Annotated in this window: 15 protein-coding genes; 10 read left to right on the top strand and 5 right to left on the bottom strand. The window is 60.7% G+C overall.

Features of this window, described 5'->3' with window-relative positions; translation table 11 throughout:
- Positions 1–54 precede the first annotated feature (54 nt).
- The 4 genes from hslV to BJ917_RS17075 all read right to left on the bottom strand — a co-directional run bounded on the left by hslV (position 55) and on the right by BJ917_RS17075 (position 5,723).
- Positions 55–585 (bottom strand): ATP-dependent protease subunit HslV, encoded by a 531-nt coding sequence (gene hslV, locus BJ917_RS17090; protein ID WP_096513804.1) that lies wholly within the window; start codon positions 583–585, stop codon positions 55–57.
- A 232-nt stretch (positions 586–817) separates the two neighbouring features.
- Complete coding sequence (locus tag BJ917_RS17085) at positions 818–1,528, bottom strand: SPOR domain-containing protein (RefSeq protein ID WP_096513803.1); 711 nt, start codon at positions 1,526–1,528, stop codon at positions 818–820.
- Between the two features lies 1 nt (position 1,529).
- Entirely contained in the window at positions 1,530–3,266 is a 1,737-nt protein-coding gene (gene argS, locus BJ917_RS17080; RefSeq protein WP_121104022.1) for an arginine--tRNA ligase, read from the bottom strand.
- A gap of 237 nt (positions 3,267–3,503) precedes the next feature.
- The gene (locus tag BJ917_RS17075; RefSeq protein WP_121103916.1) at positions 3,504–5,723 is read right to left on the bottom strand and encodes a primosomal protein N'; all 2,220 of its coding nucleotides are present in this window, start codon (positions 5,721–5,723) and stop codon (positions 3,504–3,506) included.
- Positions 5,724–6,000: 277 nt separating this feature from the next.
- Between BJ917_RS17075 and rpmE the strand changes: the two genes are divergently transcribed.
- From rpmE to BJ917_RS17060, 3 genes are all read left to right on the top strand, one after another.
- Positions 6,001–6,219: a 50S ribosomal protein L31 gene (rpmE, locus tag BJ917_RS17070; RefSeq protein ID WP_008047849.1), complete on the top strand. Its 219-nt coding sequence runs from the start codon at positions 6,001–6,003 to the stop codon at positions 6,217–6,219.
- A gap of 35 nt (positions 6,220–6,254) precedes the next feature.
- The gene (locus BJ917_RS17065; protein ID WP_096513800.1) at positions 6,255–7,043 is read left to right on the top strand and encodes a thermonuclease family protein; all 789 of its coding nucleotides are present in this window, start codon (positions 6,255–6,257) and stop codon (positions 7,041–7,043) included.
- A gap of 182 nt (positions 7,044–7,225) precedes the next feature.
- The gene (locus BJ917_RS17060) at positions 7,226–8,494 is read left to right on the top strand and encodes a malic enzyme-like NAD(P)-binding protein (RefSeq protein ID WP_096513799.1); all 1,269 of its coding nucleotides are present in this window, start codon (positions 7,226–7,228) and stop codon (positions 8,492–8,494) included.
- 261 nt (positions 8,495–8,755) lie between these two features.
- On the opposite strand, the gene BJ917_RS17055 is transcribed toward BJ917_RS17060, so the two are convergent.
- Positions 8,756–11,194, bottom strand: coding sequence for a penicillin-binding protein 1A (locus tag BJ917_RS17055; RefSeq protein ID WP_372237733.1), 2,439 nt, complete (start codon positions 11,192–11,194; stop codon positions 8,756–8,758).
- Between the two features lie 217 nt (positions 11,195–11,411).
- On the opposite strand from BJ917_RS17055, the gene BJ917_RS17050 reads away from it, so the two are divergent.
- The 7 genes from BJ917_RS17050 to aroB all read left to right on the top strand — a co-directional run bounded on the left by BJ917_RS17050 (position 11,412) and on the right by aroB (position 18,049).
- Entirely contained in the window at positions 11,412–12,473 is a 1,062-nt protein-coding gene (locus BJ917_RS17050; protein ID WP_121103914.1) for a pilus assembly protein PilM, read from the top strand.
- Positions 12,473–13,039, top strand: a complete 567-nt coding sequence (locus BJ917_RS17045) for a PilN domain-containing protein (RefSeq protein ID WP_121103913.1) — start codon at positions 12,473–12,475, stop codon at positions 13,037–13,039. The genes BJ917_RS17050 and BJ917_RS17045 overlap by 1 nt, the downstream gene beginning before the upstream one ends.
- Entirely contained in the window at positions 13,036–13,659 is a 624-nt protein-coding gene (pilO, locus tag BJ917_RS17040; RefSeq protein ID WP_121103912.1) for a type 4a pilus biogenesis protein PilO, read from the top strand. The genes BJ917_RS17045 and pilO overlap by 4 nt, the downstream gene beginning before the upstream one ends.
- Entirely contained in the window at positions 13,656–14,183 is a 528-nt protein-coding gene (locus BJ917_RS17035; protein WP_121103911.1) for a pilus assembly protein PilP, read from the top strand. The genes pilO and BJ917_RS17035 overlap by 4 nt, the downstream gene beginning before the upstream one ends.
- 13 nt (positions 14,184–14,196) lie before the next feature.
- Positions 14,197–16,278 (top strand): type IV pilus secretin PilQ, encoded by a 2,082-nt coding sequence (pilQ, locus tag BJ917_RS17030; protein WP_121103910.1) that lies wholly within the window; start codon positions 14,197–14,199, stop codon positions 16,276–16,278.
- 4 nt (positions 16,279–16,282) lie between these two features.
- A complete protein-coding gene (gene aroK / locus BJ917_RS17025; RefSeq protein ID WP_056725695.1) occupies positions 16,283–16,801 on the top strand; it encodes a shikimate kinase AroK in 519 nt (172 codons plus the stop codon).
- 147 nt (positions 16,802–16,948) lie between these two features.
- The gene (gene aroB, locus BJ917_RS17020) at positions 16,949–18,049 is read left to right on the top strand and encodes a 3-dehydroquinate synthase (RefSeq protein ID WP_096513792.1); all 1,101 of its coding nucleotides are present in this window, start codon (positions 16,949–16,951) and stop codon (positions 18,047–18,049) included.
- Positions 18,050–18,057: the final 8 nt, after the last annotated feature.

Below are 18,057 nucleotides of genomic sequence, written 5' to 3'. Positions count from 1 at the left end.
ATTTGGCGGACCTCAAGCAAGAATGAGCCGTGGCGCAATAGCGCCTGCACGGGCTTACTCGGCGCAGTCCTGCTCCTCAATGGTCTGGGTGTGGTTGGTGAATACGCAGATATCGCCGGCGATGCCAAGGGCGGTCTCGACGATTTCCCGGGCCGACAGGTCGGTTTTTTTCAGCAGTGCGCTGGCGGCAGCCTGGGCATAGGCGCCACCGGAGCCCATGGCGATCAGGCCGTTTTCAGGCTCTACCACATCGCCGTTGCCGGTGATGATCAGGGAGGCGTCCTTGTTGGCGACCGCGAGCATGGCTTCGAGGCGGCTCAGGGAGCGGTCGGTGCGCCATTCCTTGGCGAGTTCGACAGCGGCGCGAACCAAATGGCCCTGGTGTTTCTCCAGCTGACCCTCGAAACGCTCGAAAAGGGTAAAGGCGTCAGCCGTGGCACCGGCAAAACCGGCGAGGACTTCACCGTGGTACAGGCGACGAACTTTTTTTGCGTTGCCTTTCATCACGGTATTGCCGAGAGATACCTGGCCGTCGCCGCCCATGACGACTTTGCCTTGGCGGCGAACTGAAACGATGGTGGTCAAGGGAAGAGTCTCCACGCAGCGGGGCGAAAATGCCTTATGGCGATACATATGGGGGTGGTGGAGAAGATTTCAACTGCGGGGAGGGAGAGGGGACGAGCGGTGTTGGACGGGGAATGCTGTGTTGTCTGTTCTGGCGCCATCGCGGGCAAGCCTTGCTCCTACAGGATTTGCGTGATCCCTGTGGGAGCAAGGCTTGCCCGCGATGAACGATGACGCGGACTTTCTGGTGGAGTCAGCGGCTCTGGCGTTGTTGTAACAACAGATTGCTGAACCCGGCGCCAGACAGTTGTTTCTGCGCGGTGGTCAGTTGTTCGCGGTTGCTGAAAGGCCCCACCAGGACCCGATACCAGGTCTCATCCTTGACCGTGCCGGACTCAACCGCCACAGCCTGGCCAAGCAGAATGATCTGTGCCCGAACCTTGTCCGCGTCAGTTTGCTTGCGGAACGAACCGGCCTGCAGGAAGAACTTGGTCACCGGCGCAGCCTTGGAGACGGGCGGCGCTGGGGGCGGCGTGATCCCGGCGAGGGCGGCCTGGGCGCGGGCAGTGTCGATCTTCGCTGCTTCCGCCGGGGTGACCGGCGTGGTCGGTATGGCCGGCACCTGTGGTGTCGGCAGGGTTTTTTCCGGTACGGCATCCGGCGGTACGATGACTTCCGACTCCGGCAGCAGGGTGTAGAAGTCGTACTTCGGCTTCACCGGTTGCGTAGGGCTCGGCGGGGTCTTGTTGGCCTCGGCGATCTTGGTGGCTTTCTGTTGCTGCTCGACCTTCTCGCGCTTGACCGTATCGCTGCCTTTGCCCGGCTCCAGCTTCATCAGGAACACGATGAAGGCACCGACCGTCAGGCCGATGGCCATCCATAGCCAGCCCGGGATCGGTTGCTTCGCTGGAGCTTGGTAACGGCTGGCGCCACGCTTGGGTGCAGGTTTTTTCTTGGCAGCCAACTTACATGCGCTCCAGAGTTTCCAGACCCAAGAGTTCCAGGCCTTGCTTGAGGGTGCGACCGGTCAGCGCGGCGAGGCGCAGGCGGCTCTGCATTTGTTCCGGGGTGTCGGCGGCGAGGATCGGGCAGTTCTCGTAGAAACTGGAGAACAGACCGGCGACGTCGTACAGGTAAGTGCAGAGGATATGCGGTGTGCCCTTCTCGGATACGTTGTTCAGCACTTCGCCGAACTGTGCGAGTTTTGCGGCCAGTTCGTGCTCGTGCGGTGCTTCCAGAACGATTTGGCCTTCGACTTCGCTGAAATCCTTGCCCAGTTTGCGGAACACACCGGCCACACGGGTGTAGGCGTACAGCAGGTACGGCGCGGTGTTGCCTTCGAAATTCAGCATCAGGTCGAAGTTGAAGCTGTAGTCGCTGGTGCGGTGCTTGGACAGGTCGGCGTATTTCACCGCGCCGATGCCCACGACCTTGGCGATGTTGCGCAGGTCTGCCTCGGCCAGTTCCGGGTTCTTGTCCTTCACCAGGGTGTAGGCGCGTTCCCGGGCTTCGGTCAGCAGGTCGATCAGCTTCACGGTGCCGCCGTCACGGGTCTTGAACGGACGACCGTCAGCGCCGTTCATGGTGCCGAAGCCCATGTGTTCCATTTCCATCGGGTGCGTCACGAAGCCGGCTTTGCGGGCCACGGCGAACACTTGCTGGAAGTGCAGGGCCTGACGCTGGTCGACGAAGTACAGCGCGCGATCGGCCTTGAGCTTGCCGCTGCGGTAGCGCACGGCGGCCAGGTCGGTGGTGGCGTAGAGGTAGCCGCCGTCAGCCTTGACGATGATCACTGGCAGCGGGTCGCCGTCGGCGTTTTTGAATTCGTCGAGGAACACGCACTGGGCGCCGTTGCTTTCGACCAGCATGCCGGCGGCCTTGAGGTCGTTGACCACGTTGATCAGGTCGTCGTTGTAGGCGCTTTCGCCCATCACGTCGGCCATGGTCAGCTTGACGTTCAGCAGTTCGTAGATTTTCTGGCAGTGGGACAGCGAGATGTCCTTGAACTTGGTCCACAGCGCCAGGCAATCGGCATCGCCGGCCTGCAGCTTGACCACCAGGCCACGGGCGCGGTCGGCGAATTCTTCGGATTCGTCGAAGCGTTGCTTGGCGGCGCGGTAGAAGTTTTCCAGGTCCGACAGCTCGTCGCTGGTGATCGGGTTTTCCTGCAGGTAAGCCATCAGCATGCCGAACTGGGTGCCCCAGTCGCCGACGTGGTTCTGGCGGATCACTTCGTCGCCGAGGAACTCGAGTACGCGAGCGACGCCGTCGCCGATGATGGTCGAGCGCAAATGGCCGACGTGCATCTCCTTGGCCAGGTTCGGCGCGGACAGGTCAACCACGGTGCGCTGCACTGGGCCGGCCTTACGTACGCCGATGTGTTCATCGGCGAGGGCGGCGTCCAGGCGTGTGGCCAGGGCCTGGGTGTTCTGGAAGAAGTTCAGGAAGCCCGGGCCGGCGATTTCGGCCTTGGAGACGTTTTCGTCAGCCGGCAGCGCGGCGATGATTTTCTCCGCCAGGTCGCGTGGCTTCATGCCCGCAGGCTTGGCCAGCATCATGGCGATGTTGCTGGCGAAGTCGCCGTTCTTCTTGTCGCGGGAGTTTTCCACCTGGATCGCCGGCGACAGGCCTTCAGGCAACACACCTTCGTTGACGAGTTGGGTGATGGCTTGTTGGATCAGCTGGCGAATGGTGTCTTTCATGGTCTTCTCTTTCAACCGCAGGCGCGGCGGCGCTTCGATGCGCTGGTGGAAAAACTGGGCATTATCCGTGGCGAAGGCGGGCTTGCCAACTATAGCGGGCAGGTTATGGATATGTGGTGACAAATAGATCGCCTTCGCTGGCAAGCCAGCTCCCACAGGTTTAGTGGCAGGACGCCGAATATGTGTACGCCTCGATCCCTCTGGGAGCCGGGCTTGCCCGCGATGGCGGTTTCAAAATCAATACAAATCGACGGGATCGACATCCAAAGACCAGCGCACCGCCCGCCCACTCGGCATCTGCTCCAGCACCAGCAACCAACTGGCAAGCAACCGATGCAAAGGCGCCCGGGCTGTCGCCTGCAACAATAGCTGTGCACGATAGCGTCCGGCCCGGCGCTCCATCGGCGCCGGCACCGGGCCCAGGAGTTCAATGCCGGTCAGATGCTGTTCGGCCAGCAAACGCTCGGCCTCGCTGCACGCCTCATCGAGGAAGCCTTCGGCCTGACCCGGTTTGTGCGCTTCGGCCCGCAACAGCGCCAGGTGCGCGAACGGCGGCAAACCCGCTGCGCGACGTTCGCTCAAGGCTTGCTCGGCAAAGGCGAAATAGCCTTGTTCGGTCAATTGCACCAGCAGCGGATGGTCGGCCAGGTGCGTCTGGATGATCACTTTGCCCGGTTCTTCCGCCCGGCCGGCGCGTCCGGCGACCTGCACGATCAGTTGCGCCATGCGCTCGCTGGCGCGGAAATCACCGGAGAACAGGCCGCCATCGGCATCGAGAATCGACACCAGAGTCACCCTTGGAAAGTGGTGGCCCTTGGCGAGCATTTGCGTGCCCACCAGGATACATGGCTGGCCCTTCTGAATGGTCGCGAACAATTGATTCATCGCGTCCTTGCGTGACGTGCTGTCGCGATCGACCCGCAATACCGGGTAGTCCGGGAACAGAATGCCCAAGCGCTCCTCGGCCCGTTCGGTGCCGGCCCCCACAGGACGCAAATCGACCTTGTTGCACTTCGGGCACTGGCGCGGCACGCGCTCGACATAGCCGCAATGGTGGCAACGCAGTTCGCCATGGCGCTGATGCACGGTCATGCGCGCATCGCAGCGCTGGCATTCAGACATCCAGCCGCAGTCGTGGCAGAGCAGGGTCGGGGCGAAACCACGGCGGTTAAGGAATACCAATACTTGCTGGCCAGCCGCCAGGGTCTGGCCGATGGCTTGTTGCATCGGCCCGGAAATGCCGCTGTCCAGCGGGCGGCTTTTCACGTCCAGGCGCAGGAAACGCGGTTGTTTGGCGCCGCCGGCGCGCTCATTCAGGCGTAGCAGGCCGTAACGGCCGGTGTAGGCATTGTGCAGGCTTTCCAGAGAGGGTGTGGCCGAACCGAGCACAATCGGAATGTTTTCCTGCCGGGCACGCACCAGTGCGAGATCGCGAGCGTGATAGCGCAGGCCTTCCTGCTGCTTATATGAGCCGTCGTGCTCTTCATCGATGATGATCAGTCCCGGATTTCTCATCGGCGTGAACAGCGCCGAGCGGGTGCCGATAATGATGTCGGCCTCACCGTCGCGGGCGGCGAGCCAGGCATCGAGACGTTCGCGATCATTGACTGCCGAGTGAATCAGCGCGATGCGCGCATTGAAGCGTTGTTCGAAGCGCGCCAGGGTTTGCGGGCCCAGGTTGATTTCCGGGATCAGCACCAGCGCCTGTTTGCCGGCCTCCAGGGTTTCGCGGATCAATTGCAAATACACTTCGGTCTTGCCGCTGCCGGTGACACCGGCCAGCAGGAACGCGTGATAGCTGTCGAAGCCGGCGCGAATGGCCTCATAGGCTGCACGCTGCTCCGGGTTGAGCGGCAACTCCGGTTGGGCCAGCCAGTGTTCATGGCGCGCGCCGGGAGCGTGCTTGCGGACTTCGACTTGCACCAGTTCCTTGGCCAGCAACAGATCAAGGCTGTCTTTGCTCAGCATCAATTTGCTCAGCAACTGATGGGCGACACCGTGGGGATGTTGGGCCAGTGTCGCCAGGGCTTCTCGCTGGCGCGGGGCGCGGGCGATACGCGGATCATCGAGGCTGGCGCCGGGGGCGGCGGACCAGAAACGTTCCTGGCGTGCTTCGGCCAGTTCGCCCTGGCGCAGCAACACCGGCAGTGCCCAGCTCAGGGTGTCACCGAGGCTGTGCTGGTAATACTGGGAGGTCCACAGGCACAGCTTGAACAACGCCGGTGGCAGCGGTGGCGTGGCGTCGAGCAGTGCCAGGGCCCGCTTGAGTTTTTCCGCCGGGACTTCGCTGGTATCGGCGACTTCCACCAGAATCCCGATCATCTCCCGCCGGCCAAAAGGTACCCGCAGGCGCATGCCGGGGTGCAGTCGGGCGCGCAGTACACCGGCCGGCGCACGGTAGTCGAACAGGCGGCGCAGGGGCGAAGGCAGGGCGAGGCGCAGAATGGCGTCGGGCACGCGGGGGATTCTCGATTAGCGGCAACAGAAGACGGGGTGAATCACATTCCCTGTGGGAGCGAGCCTGCTCGCGAAGAGGGAGTATCAGCAGCATTGACGTCGTCTGACACAGCGCATTCGCGAGCAGGCTCGCTCCCACAGGGTCGGGAGCCTAGCAGACGGTCGGTCTCAGTGACAGCTTGCGTGATCAGGATTGTCTGGTAGAATCCGCGGCCTAATTACGTGCGGTATTCAACAATAGTGTTGGGTGGCGGCACGCTAGCCTGAGGAAGACACCATGAAAGCTGATATCCATCCAGAATACCCAGCAGTTGCTGTTACCTGCAGCTGCGGCAACAAGTTCGAAACCCGTTCGACCTTCGGCAAAGCCCTGGCGATCGACGTTTGCAACGAATGCCACCCGTTCTACACCGGTAAGCAAAAGACTCTGGACACTGGCGGCCGCGTTCAGCGCTTCGCCGACCGTTTCGGTGCTTTCGGCGCGAAAAAGGCCTAAGGCCGATCAACTTGGGAAGCCGCTACGGTTTTTCCATGCTGATGAAAAAGGCGTCCCTTGTGGGCGCCTTTTTTGTGTCCGCGATTTGGCTATCCGCTGCCCAGGCCTTCTGCCCGGCGCCGGGCGCTCTGACTTCCGTCGCGGTGCAGCGGGTGGTGGACGGCGACACACTGCGCCTGGTCGATGGCCGCAGCGTACGCATGATCGGCTTGAATACCCCGGAGTTGGGCAAGAAAGGTCGTTCCGACGAGCCGTTCGCCGTGGCTGCGCGCAAACGCCTCGAAGCCTTGGTGGCGGCGAGCGACGGGCGGGTTGGTTTGCTGCCTGGTAAAGAAAGCCAGGACCACTACGGCCGGACCCTCGCCCACGTCTACAGCGCTGATGGCAACAACCTCGAAGCGCAGATGCTCGCCGAGGGCCTCGGATTTCTGGTGGCGGTCCCACCGAATGTCGATCTGGTTGATTGTCAGCAAGCCGCCGAACGCAGTGCCCGCCAGGCCGGGCTTGGCGTGTGGCGCCAGTCACCTGTACTGAAAGCGGATCAGATCAGTGCGTCCGGTTTCGCCGTGCTCAGCGGCCGTGTGAGCAAGGTTCAGCGCAATCGTGGCGGGGTTTGGATCGAGTTGCAGGATTCGGTTGTATTGCGTGTTGCACCCAATGTGCTCGCCCGCTTCGATGCGGCTTCGCTCGAAAGGCTCAAGGGCAAGCAGATCGAGGCGCGTGGCTGGGTACTGGATCGCTCGCGTCGCGGCGGACTCAAGGACGGTCAGGCGCGCTGGATGTTGCCGCTGACGGATCCGGCAATGCTGGAAGTGGCGCGCTGATAAAAAATTGTAGACATTTTTTCTGTGGATTGTGAACAGTCTATCCCTTGTGTTCCGCGGCTCTTGGCCAAAAGTCGTAGGGCAGGGCGGTTGACAGGGGTGACCGGTCAGTCTTGTGGGGATTTTACGAGGCGCGTATCCTCGCTGACCAGTCTGTCCAACAGTAAAAGCGGAATGCCAAAATGTCTGATCTGAAAACTGCCGCTCTCGAATATCATGCCAATCCTCGTCCAGGGAAGCTGAGCGTCGAGCTCACCAAGGCCACCGCTACCGCCCGCGACCTGTCGCTGGCCTACAGCCCCGGCGTAGCCGAACCAGTTCGCGAAATCGCCCGCGATCCTGAACTGGCCTACAAATACACCGGTAAAGGCAACCTGGTTGCAGTCATTTCCGATGGCACCGCGATTCTGGGCCTGGGTAACCTCGGCCCATTGGCTTCCAAGCCAGTAATGGAAGGTAAAGGCGTGCTGTTCAAGCGCTTCGCCGGCATCGACGTTTTCGACATCGAAGTCGATTCCGAAAGCCCGCAAGCCTTCATCGACACCGTCAAACGCATCTCCATCACTTTCGGTGGCATCAACCTGGAAGATATCAAGGCGCCAGAGTGCTTTGAGATCGAACGCGCCCTGATCGAACAGTGCGACATTCCGGTGTTCCACGATGACCAGCACGGTACCGCCATCGTGACCGCGGCCGGCATGATCAACGCCCTGGAAATCGCCGGCAAAACCCTGCCGGAAGCCAAGATTGTCTGCCTGGGTGCCGGTGCTGCCGCCATCTCCTGCATGAAATTGCTGGTGAGCATGGGTGCCAAGGTCGAGAACATCTTCATGATCGACCGTACCGGTGTGATCCATGCTGGCCGTGACGACCTGAACCAGTACAAGGCCGTATTCGCCCACGCCACCGAGAAGCGCACGCTGGATGACGCCATCGAAGGCGCCGACGTGTTCGTAGGCCTGTCGGGCCCTAACCTGCTGAGCGCCGAGCAACTCAAGCGCATGGCGGCCAACCCGATCGTCTTCGCATGCTCGAACCCGGATCCGGAGATCTCCCCGGAACTGGCACACGCTACCCGTAGCGACGTGATCATGGCTACCGGCCGTTCGGACTACCCGAACCAGGTCAACAACGTACTGGGCTTCCCGTTCATCTTCCGCGGTGCCCTGGACGTACGCGCCAAGCGCATCAACGAAGAAATGAAAGTGGCCGCGGCCAATGCCCTGCGCGAACTGGCCAAGCTGCCGGTTCCTCAGGAAGTGTGCGACGCCTATGGCGGCATCAAGCTGGAATTCGGTCGTGAGTACATCATTCCGAAACCAATGGATGCCCGTCTGATCACCCTGATCTCCGACGCCGTTGCCAAGGCAGCGATCGAGACCGGCGTGGCGACCCTGCCGTATCCGAAGCACTACCCGCTGAAAAGCGTGGATGACGTGTTCAACGGCTAAGTCGTTGTAGCGCTTCAACCGAAAGCCCCGGCTCTGGTGAGTCGGGGCTTTTTGTTGTCTGCAGGTTATGTGGTGTCTGTCCGGCTGCCTTCGCGAGCAGGCTCGCTCCCACAGGGTTTAGTGTTGTTCGCGGATCTCATATGCACCGCTGATCCATTGTGGGAGCGAGCCTGCTCGCGAAGGCGGTGTCACAGGAAACCTGGGTGCTAAAAAGCCCCGCCTTCCAGAGAAGAGCGGGGCTTTTTGCATTGCGCGATGGGATCAGAACAAATCGATCGGCGCCGCTTCGTCCGCTGGTAGCGGGCTGCCCGGCGCGTTGCCGTTGCCCAGCTCATTGACCGACGGTGGCGTGTCTTCGGCCTTGAACAGTTCGAAGTAAGCCCCAGGCGTGCCTGGAGTCGCTGCGCGGCCGCTGACCGGATCGACGCGCAGGCTCAGGATGCCTTCCGGCTCTGGTTGCGTGTGCGGCGGCAGGCCTTTGAGTGCCGCACCCATGTAGTTCATCCAGATCGGCAGTGCGACGGTGCCGCCGAACTCCTTGCGGCCCAGGCTTTCAGGCTGGTCGAAGCCGGTCCAGACGGTGGTCACGTAATCGGCGTTGTAGCCAGAGAACCAGGCATCCTTGGATTCGTTGGTGGTGCCGGTCTTGCCGGCGATATCGCCGCGGCCCAGGGCCAGGGCGCGACGTCCGGTGCCAAGTTTGATCACGTCCTCGAGCATGCTGTTGAGGATATAGGTGGTGCGGCCATCGACAATGCGCTCAGCCACTGCCGGAGCCTGTGGTGCCGGTTGGACGGTCAGTGCTTCGCCCGGCGTGGCGTTGACCGTAAAGGCCCCGGCGACTGGCGCGGCGATACCGTCGCTGGCGGCATCGCCCTTGGGAACGCTCGGCGGGTTGGCGACAAACAATGTATCGCCATTACGGCTTTCGACCTTGTCGATGATGTACGGGGTGATCTTGTAGCCGCCGTTGGCAAAAGTGCTCCAGCCGGTAGCGATCTCCATTGGAGTCAAGGTCGCGGTGCCCAACGCCAGGGACAGGTTGGGCGGCAGGTCCTGCTTGTTGAAGCCAAAGCGGGTGATGTAGTCGATGGTTTTGCCAACGCCCATCGCCTGCAGCAGGCGGATCGACACCAGGTTGCGCGACTTGTACAGCGCTTCGCGCAGGCGGATCGGGCCGAGGAAGGTATTGGTGTCGTTTTTCGGACGCCAGACCTTGTCCAGGTACTCGTCGACGAACACGATTGGAGCATCGTTCACCAGGCTGGCGGCGGTGTAGCCGTTATCCAGCGCGGCGCTGTAGACGAATGGCTTGAAGCTCGAGCCCGGTTGGCGCTTGGCCTGCAATGCGCGGTTGTAGTTACTCTGTTCGAAGGCGAAGCCGCCCACCAGTGCACGGATCGCACCGTTTTGCGGGTCGAGGGACACCAGCGCACCTTGGGCTTGCGGGATCTGGCTGAATTTCAGCGAATCGTCCGGTTGGCGCTGCACGCGAATCAGGTCGCCGACCTGCGCCACGTCCGACGGCTGCTTGGGATTGGCACCCACGCTGTTGGTGTTCAGGAACGGGCGAGCCCATTTCATGCTGTCCCAGCCTACGTGCTCGCTGCCCGTGCGGGTGAGGACCTGCAGGCCGTTCTTGTCGACCTGGGTGACGATGGCCGGCTCAAGGCTGCTGATGGTGCGCTGTTTGGTCAGTTCGGTCGCCCACGCCTCGCGGGTCTTGCCCGGCAGGCGTGATTCAGGGCCGCGATAACCGTGACGCTGGTCGTAGGTCATCAGGCCTTCGTGGACGGCGGTATTGGCCATTTCCTGCAGATTGCTCGGCACCGTAGTGGTGACGCGGAAACCTTCGGTGTAGGCGTCGCTGCCATAGCGGCCGACCATTTCGGCGCGGGCCATTTCGGCGATGTAAGGGGCATTCACTTCCGGTGTCGGCACGTGATAGCTGGCGTTCAGCGGCTCGTTGATCGCGGCGGTGTAATCGGCTTCGGTGATTTTGCCGAGCTTGTACATGCGCCCCAGGATCCAGTCGCGACGTTCCTTGCTGCGTGCCGGGTTGGCGAGCGGGTTAAAGCGTGACGGGGCTTTCGGCAAGCCGGCGATCATCGCCATCTGCGCCAGGCTGACGTCACGAATCGACTTGCCATAGTAAACCTGAGCTGCCGCTTCGATGCCGTAGGCACGGTTGCCCAGATAGATCTTGTTGACGTACAGCTCAAGGATTTCGTCCTTGGTCAGCTGCCGTTCGATTTGCAGGGCCAGAAGGATTTCAGTGGTTTTGCGAGAAAAACTGCGCTCGCTGGTCAGGAAGAAGTTCTTCGCCACCTGCATGGTGATGGTGCTGCCGCCGGACTGGATGTGGCCGCTTTTGACCAGTTGGCTGGCGGCGCGCATCAGGCTGCTGGGATCGACCCCGTAGTGATTGGCGAAGTTATCGTCTTCAGCACTTAGTAACGCATTGATGAAATTGGGGGGAATGTCGGCGAAACGGATGGGAGTGCGGCGCATTTCGCCAAACTCTGCAATCAGTTTGTTGTCGCTGCTGTAGACCCGCAGCGGAATCTGCAACTGGATGCTTCTCAGCGCCTCCACGGATGGCAATCCGGGGCTAAGGTAAAGAAACGCCCCGCTCAGACCCAAAAGCAGTCCGCAGAAAACCGCGACGATGGACCAACCGAGAAATTTCAGCAGACGAATCAAGGCTTTTGGATATCCAGGGCAAAAAATGAATTAGGCATCAGGGTTCAGGCTAAAGGCAAACAACCCGCGCTTGAGAAAAAGCGGAAAAAAACGCTCGGCATTATAAGCATTTTTCTGTCGCAGGCGTCATTGGCGGCTGCTGTCAAGACGGGCGGATGGAACGCAACACACATTACAGAGTCCGTAACTCACGGATAGTCATAGGGAATTGCTAGTGCCAGGACTCTTCAATAAAAAAGCCAATACGCTTTTGGGCATCGACATCAGCTCCACATCGGTAAAACTGCTGGAACTGAGCCGCCAGGGCGAGCGCTATCGGGTCGAGGCCTATGCAGTCGAGCCACTGCCCGCCAGCGCGGTTATCGAGAAGAACATCGCCGAACTCGAAGGTGTGGGTCAGGCGCTCGCTCGTGTGCTGACCAAGGCCAAAACCAGCCTCAGGAACGTGGCCGTGGCCGTAGCCGGTTCGGCGGTGATCACCAAGACCATCGAGATGGATGCCGGTCTTTCCGACGACGAGATGGAAAGCCAGCTGAAAATCGAGGCCGATCAGTACATCCCCTATCCACTGGACGAGGTTGCCATCGACTTCGAAGTCCAGGGTGTGTCAACGCGCAACCCCGAGCGGGTCAATGTGTTGCTCGCGGCCTGCCGCAAGGAAAACGTCGAAGTTCGGGAAGCCGCCCTGACGCTGGCCGGCCTGACCGCTCGCGTGGTCGACGTGGAGGCTTATGCCCTGGAGCGATCATTCGGCTTGCTGGAAAATCACTCGGCAATCTCCGAGGGGCGCCTGGTGGCGGTGGTCGACATCGGCGCAACCATGACGACGCTGAGCGTGCTGCTTGGCGGGCGGATCATCTACACCCGTGAACAGTTGTTCGGTGGTCGTCAACTGACCGAAGAGATCCAGCGTCGGTACGGCCTGACGACCGAGCAGGCGGGGCTGGCGAAGAAGCAGGGCGGTTTGCCGGACGATTACGTCAGCGAGGTATTGCAGCCGTTTCGCGAGGCATTGGTGCAGCAGGTCTCGCGTTCACTGCAGTTTTTCTTTGCCTCCGGCCAGTACCACGCGGTCGATCACATTCTGTTGGCGGGTGGCACTGCGTCAGTCTCCGGTCTGGATCGACTGATCGAGCAGCAATTACGCACGCCGACGCAGGTGGCCAACCCGTTTTCCAACATGACGCTGAGCAGCAAGGTCAACGCCATGGCGCTGGCCAGCGACGCGCCCGCCCTGATGATCGCCTGCGGGCTGGCCCTCAGGAGTTTCGACTGATGGCGCGGATCAATCTTTTACCCTGGCGCGAAGAGCTTCGCGAAGAGCGCCGCAAGCGCTTTTTGTTGACGCTGGTCGGCGTGTTGGTGGGGGCGACCGGTGCGGTTTTGATCGCAAACCAGGTCATCAGTAACGCCATTGACCGGCAGGTTGCGCGTAACGATTACATCGGCCAGCAGATCGTCGTGGTCGACGAGCGGATCAAGCAGATCAGTGACCTCAAGGCTCGTCGCCAGCAATTGATCGAGCGCATGCGCATCATTCAGGACCTGCAAGGCAATCGGCCTATCAGCGGGCGAATTTTTGATCAGCTGGCCCGGACGCTGCCTGACGGGGTCTATTTCAGCGAAGTGAAAATGGTCGGCAAGACCTTGTCCATCACTGGCGCGGCGGAATCCAACAACCGTGTTTCCGACCTGATGCGCAATCTGGATGCCTCCGACTGGTTCGATGCGCCCAGCCTGACGGAAGTCAAGGCGACCACCGCCGGCCAGCTGGATCAGGCGAATGTCTTTCAACTGACCGTTCGTCAGACCCAGCCTGCAGCGGTCGAGGGCGGGAAATGAGTCTGTCCGAATGGTTCGAAGGCCTGCGCAAGATCGATATCAACGATCTGGACACCCATAACATCGGTTCCTGGCCGCCGACGATCAAGGTTGTGGTGGGTGTACTGGTCATGGTGCTGGTGCTGGCGCTCGGTTACAGCTTTTCCACAGGTGAACTCGAGAACCAGCTCACTCTCAAGCGCGAGGAAGAGTCGACCCTCAAGGAGCAATTCGCGACCAAGGCTCATATGGCGGCGAATCTGGAGCTGTACACCCAGCAAATGAAGGAAATGGAGAACTCCTTTGGCGTACTGCTGCGGCAACTGCCCAGTGATACCGAAGTGCCCGGCCTGCTGGAAGACATCACCCGCACCGGCCTGGGCAGCGGCCTGGAGTTTGAAGAGATCAAGCTGCTACCGGAGGTCACCCAGCCGTTCTACATCGAGTTACCAATCCAGATTACCGTCACCGGCGCCTATCACGACCTGGCCACCTTCGTCAGCGGTGTGGCCGGACTGCCACGCATTGTCACCCTGCATGATTTCGACCTGGCACCGGTCAGTTCCGACGGCGGCCCCAAATTGCGCATGAGCATTTTGGCCAGGACCTATCGCTACAACGACGAGGGGCTGCACCCATGAGCCCGATTCGTGTTTTTTCCATGGTCGTGGTGTTAGTCCAGCTGACGGGCTGTGGTAGCGGTAATGACTTCAGTGATCTGGACGCCTACATGAACGAAATGCGCCTGCGGGCGCCGGGCAAGATTGAACCAACGCCGACATTCCGGTCTTACCCGACATTCACTTACAGCGCCGCCAACCTGCGCAGTCCGTTTTCCCGGCAGGTCAGGATCGACCTGGCCGGTCAGCCGCGCGGCTCGCGCAACGTCAAGCCGGACCCCAACAGGGTCAAGCAGTACCTCGAGGGCTTCAACATCGAGCAGTTTGAAATGGTCGGCACGATTTCCAATGCGTCCGGCTCCTTTGCGCTGCTACGGGGTGCCGGCGGGGTACACCGGCTTAAAGTCGGAGATTATCTGGGGCGTAACGATGGCCGGATCGTCGCTATCAACGCCTCGCAAGTCGATGTGGTGGAAATCGTCCCTGATGGCCAGGGGGCCTGGCTGGAGAGGCCGCGGACCCTCTCTTTGAAAGAACACTCATAGTGGAACTCGAATAATGAACAGGATTTTCTCCACCCTCGGTATGTCGCTATGGATAGCGCTGCTTTCGCCGATGGTACAAGCGGCCAACCTCAAGGCGCTGGATGTCGCTGCGCTGCCGGGGGACCGCGTCGAGTTGAAGCTGGCGTTTGATGGGCAACCTCCGAGGCCCCATGGGTATACGACAGAGTCCCCGGCACGGATCGCACTGGACTTGCCGGGTGTCGTCAGTCAGCTGGCGAACAAGACTCGCGACCTTGGCAGTGGCAATGCCCGAAGCGCGACGGTGGTCGAGGTCAAGGACCGCACGAGGTTGATCATCAATCTGACCCAGTTGACCCCTTACGACACACGGGTCGAAGGCAATAACCTGTTTGTGGTGGTGGGCCAGGGCGCCAAAAGCGCAGCACCCAGGCAGCCGGCCGCTGTAGTTCCAACTCCGACCCCGGCCCCGGCGCGTGCACCTGCAACAACGACGAAGGCTATCCGCGCGGTGGATTTTCAGCGCGGCACTCAGGGTGAAGGCAATGTGGTAATCGATTTGTCGGATCCGTCCATCGCGCCAGACATTCAGGAGCGCGAGGGCAAGATCGTTCTCGGTTTCACCAAGACCCGATTGCCCGAGCCGCTGCGCGTGCGCCTGGACGTCAAGGACTTCGCCACACCGGTGCAATTCGTCAATGCCAGCGCCACAGGCGACAAGGCCACGATCACGATCGAGCCCAGCGGTGCCTTCGATTATTCGACCTATCAGACCGACAACAAGCTGACCGTGAGCATTCGCCCGATGACGGTAGATGACCTGCAGAAGCGTAACGCCGACCGCTACGCCTACAGCGGTGAAAAGCTCTCGCTGAATTTCCAGGACATCGATGTGCGTTCGGTACTGCAACTGATCGCCGATTTCACCAATCTCAATCTGGTGGCCAGTGACACCGTGCAGGGTGGCATCACGTTGCGTTTGCAAAACGTGCCCTGGGATCAGGCGCTGGACCTGGTGTTGAAAACCAAGGGGCTGGACAAACGCAAGATCGGCAATGTGCTGTTGGTGGCGCCGGCCGATGAAATCGCCGCCCGGGAACGCCAGGAGCTGGAGTCGCAGAAACAGATTGCCGAGCTGGCCCCGCTGCGCCGGGAGCTGCTGCAGGTCAATTACGCCAAGGCAGCCGATATCGCCAAGTTGTTCCAGTCGGTGACCAGTGCCGAGGCGAAAGTCGACGAACGGGGTTCGATCACCGTCGATGAGCGCACCAACAACATCATTGCCTACCAGACCCAGGACCGACTCGACGAGCTGCGGCGAATCGTGGCGCAACTGGATATCCCGGTGCGCCAGGTGATGATCGAAGCACGGATCGTCGAAGCCAATGTCGATTACGACAAGAGCCTCGGCGTGCGCTGGGGCGGTTCGATCCAGAACAAGGGCAACTGGAACACGTCAGGCGTGAGCAACGGCGTCAACGGGTCGTCCACCATCGGCACGCCGGGAAGCACCAGCACCAATACACCGTTCGTCGATATGGGGGCCGCGGCCAATACCTCAGGGATCGGCATCGCGTTCATCACCGATAACGTCTTGCTTGACCTGGAGCTGACGGCCATGGAGAAAACCGGCAACGGCGAAATCGTCTCGCAACCCAAGGTGGTCACGTCCGACAAGGAAACCGCAAAAATCCTCAAGGGCACCGAGATTCCCTATCAGGAAGCCAGCTCCAGCGGCGCTACTTCGGTCTCGTTCAAGGAGGCTTCGCTGTCGCTGGAAGTGACGCCGCAAATCACCCCGGACAACCGGATCATCATGGAGGTCAAGGTCACCAAGGACGAGCCGGACTACCTGAACAAGGTGCAGGATGTGCCGCCAATCAAGAAAAACGAGGTCAATGCAAAGGTGCTGGTGAACGATGGCGAGACCATCGTCATTGGTGGCGTTTTCTCAAATACTCAAAGCAAGGTTGTAGATAAGGTGCCATTTCTTGGCGATGTGCCGTATCTTGGCCGCCTTTTCCGGCGTGACGTGGTTTCGGAGAAAAAATCCGAGCTGTTGGTGTTTCTCACTCCGCGTATCATGAATAACCAGGCGATTGCTGTGAGTCGTTGATTCTGTGCGAAATTTGATTCTTGTAGGACCGATGGGCGCTGGAAAAAGCACCATCGGCCGGTTGCTGGCCAAAGAGCTGCGCTTGCCATTCAAAGATTCCGATAAGGAAATTGAATTACGCACGGGCGCCAATATCCCATGGATCTTCGACAAGGAAGGCGAACCGGGCTTTCGTGACCGTGAGCAGGCAATGATTGCCGAGCTGTGCGATTACGACGGTGTGGTGCTGGCGACCGGTGGTGGCGCAGTCATGCGCGAAGCCAATCGTCGGGCGCTGCATGCCGGTGGGCGGGTGGTTTATCTGCATGCGTCCGTCGAGCAGCAGGTCGGTCGTACCTCCCGCGACCGCAATCGGCCCTTGTTGCGCACTGCCGATCCGGCCAAGACCCTTCGTGACCTGCTGGCGATCCGTGATCCGCTGTATCGGGAAATTGCCGATCTGGTGGTGGAAACCGATGAGCGGCCGCCGCGAATGGTCGTGCTCGATATTCTCGAACGCTTGCAGCAGCTGCCTCCCCGTTAATGCGCGGCGCGAAATGCGCTATCCTCGGCGTCTGCCACAACCGCTCAAGGTTGTGGCGAACGGCTATCAAACGGCGTCACACCAGCAGGGGCCGTGGATCGTTAACTCAAGGCAGGAATCCTGATTCCATCTTCACTGTGGGGACACATGCAGACACTCAAGGTCGATCTAGGCGAGCGCAGCTACCCGATTCATATTGGCGAAGGTCTGTTGGATCAGCCTGAGCTGCTGGCCCCGCATATTCGCGGTCGGCAAGTGGCGATCATCTCCAACGAAACCGTGGCGCCGCTCTATCTCGAACGTCTGACCCGCAGCCTTGCGCAGTTTTCGGTGATTTCCGTGGTGCTGCCCGACGGCGAAGCCTTCAAGACCTGGGAAACCCTGCAACTGATTTTCGATGGTCTGCTGACCGCGCGGCATGATCGTCGCACCACAGTGATCGCCCTTGGTGGCGGTGTGATTGGCGATATGGCCGGTTTTGCGGCGGCCTGCTACCAGCGCGGCGTCGATTTCATCCAGGTCCCGACCACGTTGCTGTCGCAAGTCGACTCTTCGGTGGGCGGCAAGACCGGTATCAACCACCCGCTGGGCAAGAACATGGTCGGCGCCTTCTATCAGCCGAACGTTGTGCTGATCGACACTGCCTCCCTCAACACCCTGCCGGCCCGCGAGCTGTCCGCCGGTCTGGCCGAAGTCATCAAGTACGGGCTGATCTGCGACGAGCCGTTCCTGAGCTGGCTCGAAGACAACGTCGACCGCCTGCGCAGTCTGGATCAGCAAGCCCTGACCTATGCCATCGAACGCTCTTGTGCGGCCAAGGCCGCAGTCGTCGGGGCTGACGAAAAAGAGACTGGCGTGCGGGCTACGCTCAACCTGGGCCATACCTTTGGCCACGCCATCGAAACCCATATGGGGTACGGTGTCTGGCTGCATGGCGAAGCGGTCGCTGCTGGCACTGTAATGGCGTTGGAAATGTCCGCACGCCTGGGCTGGATCAGCGAACAGGACCGCGACCGCGGCATTCGTCTGTTCCAGCGCGCCGGCCTGCCGGTCATTCCACCTGAAGAGATGACCGAAGCCGATTTCCTCGAACACATGGCAATTGATAAAAAAGTGATCGACGGTCGTTTGCGCCTGGTGCTGCTGCGCCGCATGGGCGAAGCGGTGGTGACCGACGATTATCCGAAAGAGGTTCTACAGGCCACGCTGGGAGCGGATTACCGCGCCCTGGCTCAGCTTAAAGGTTAATAAGAACG

This window comes from Pseudomonas sp. WPR_5_2, assembly GCF_003634475.1.
In the GTDB taxonomy this organism is placed as follows: domain Bacteria; phylum Pseudomonadota; class Gammaproteobacteria; order Pseudomonadales; family Pseudomonadaceae; genus Aquipseudomonas; species Aquipseudomonas izuensis.
This window is presented reverse-complemented; position numbering and strand designations above follow the sequence as displayed.

Bases quoted from the DNA above. Each gene is read 5' to 3' on its own strand.
- BJ917_RS17060 (WP_096513799.1), top strand. From the start codon at position 7,226: ATGTCTGATCTGAAAACTGCCGCTCTCGAATATCATGCCAATCCTCGT.
- aroB (WP_096513792.1), top strand. From the start codon at position 16,949: ATGCAGACACTCAAGGTCGATCTAGGCGAGCGCAGCTACCCGATTCAT.
- pilQ (WP_121103910.1), top strand. From the start codon at position 14,197: ATGAACAGGATTTTCTCCACCCTCGGTATGTCGCTATGGATAGCGCTG.
- BJ917_RS17065 (WP_096513800.1), top strand. From the start codon at position 6,255: ATGCTGATGAAAAAGGCGTCCCTTGTGGGCGCCTTTTTTGTGTCCGCG.
- BJ917_RS17035 (WP_121103911.1), top strand. From the start codon at position 13,656: ATGAGCCCGATTCGTGTTTTTTCCATGGTCGTGGTGTTAGTCCAGCTG.
- BJ917_RS17045 (WP_121103913.1), top strand. From the start codon at position 12,473: ATGGCGCGGATCAATCTTTTACCCTGGCGCGAAGAGCTTCGCGAAGAG.
- rpmE (WP_008047849.1), top strand. From the start codon at position 6,001: ATGAAAGCTGATATCCATCCAGAATACCCAGCAGTTGCTGTTACCTGC.
- pilO (WP_121103912.1), top strand. From the start codon at position 13,036: ATGAGTCTGTCCGAATGGTTCGAAGGCCTGCGCAAGATCGATATCAAC.
- argS (WP_121104022.1), bottom strand. From the start codon at position 3,266: ATGAAAGACACCATTCGCCAGCTGATCCAACAAGCCATCACCCAACTC.